Genomic DNA, 1,359 nt, shown 5'->3' with positions numbered 1-1,359 from the left:
CTGCCGATTTCCTGGGCGTACGTGAAGCTCATGGGTGCCACCGGCCTGACAGAGGCCACCAAGTCCGCGCTGCTCGCGGCCAACTACGTTGCCTCGCGGCTCAACGAGCACTTCCCGGTCCTCTACACCGGTGAAAGCGGCCTCGTGGCGCACGAGTGCATCCTCGACCTGCGCGAGCTCACCGCCCGCACCGGCGTCACCGCCGAGGACGTGGCCAAGCGCCTGATCGACTTCGGGTTCCATGCGCCCACCCTGTCCTTTCCCGTCGCTGGCACCCTCATGGTGGAGCCGACCGAGTCCGAGGATCTCGCGGAGATCAACCGCTTCATCGAAGCCATGATCACCATCCGTCGGGAAATGGAGCAGGTAGCCAGCGGAGACTTCTCCGTGGAGGACTCCCCGCTGCGCAACGCTCCCCACACGGCAGCCGCCGTGGTTTCCTCCGACTGGACCCGGAAGTACCCGCGCGAGCAGGCCGCGTTCCCCCTGTCCTCCCTGACCCAGGACAAGTACTTCCCTCCGGTTGGCCGCATCGACGGCGCCGCAGGTGACCGTAATCTGGTCTGCTCCTGCCCTCCGCTCGAATCTTTTGAGAACTAAGGATCCCGCAATGACTGAGAACTACACCGCTCTCTACGAGCAGCACAAGAAAGCCGGCGCCTCCTTCACCGACTTCGGCGGCTGGCAGATGCCGCTCAAGTACAGCTCCGAGCTGTCCGAGCACCACGCGGTCCGCAAGGCCGCCGGCCTCTTCGACCTCTCCCACATGGGGGAAGTCTGGGTCACCGGCCCGGACGCCGCTGCCTTCCTGGATTACGCGCTGGCCGGCAAGCTGTCCGCAGTGGCGGTCGGCAAGGCCAAGTACTCGCTGATCTGCCAGCCGGATGGCGGCATCATCGATGATCTGATCACCTACCGCCTTCCCGCAGCCGCGGACGGAACGGCCAAGTACCTGGTGGTCCCCAACGCCGGCAACGCCCCAGTGGTTGCCGCGGAGCTGACTGAACGCGCCGCGAACTTCAACGTCACCGTGGATGATGTGTCCGCCGAGACCTCCCTGATCGCCGTGCAGGGCCCCAACGCGGAAACCATCCTGCTGACGCTGGTGCCGGCGGACCAGCACTCGCTCGTGACCGAGCTCAAGTACTACGCAGCGGTCGAGGTAGGTATCACCGTCAATGGCGCTGTCAAGCAGCTGCTGCTGGCACGCACCGGCTACACCGGTGAGGACGGGTTCGAGATCTACGTCCCCAACGTCGACGCCCCGGAGCTGTGGGAAGCACTCCTGGAGGCCGGCGAGGGACACGGACTGATCCCCGCAGGCCTTGCCAGCCGCGACTCGCTGCGTCTCGAGGCGGG

The 1,359-nt window shown here is 65.9% G+C and carries 1 protein-coding gene and 1 pseudogene; both read left to right on the top strand.

Annotation, left to right across the window (positions count from 1 at the left end):
• Positions 1 to 600, top strand: a pseudogene (locus X803_RS18055) (glycine dehydrogenase (aminomethyl-transferring)); the annotation flags it as partial.
• Positions 601 to 610: 10 nt separating this feature from the next.
• On the top strand, positions 611 to 1,359 hold a 749-nt coding region (gene gcvT / locus X803_RS21385; protein WP_035778076.1), incomplete at its 3' end, for a glycine cleavage system aminomethyltransferase GcvT.

It is taken from the genome of Arthrobacter sp. 35/47 (genome assembly GCF_000520475.1).
In the GTDB taxonomy this organism is placed as follows: Bacteria; Actinomycetota; Actinomycetes; order Actinomycetales; family Micrococcaceae; genus Arthrobacter_D; species Arthrobacter_D subterraneus.
Note: the sequence above shows the minus strand (reverse complement) of the source record. Positions and strands in the feature narration are given on the sequence as shown.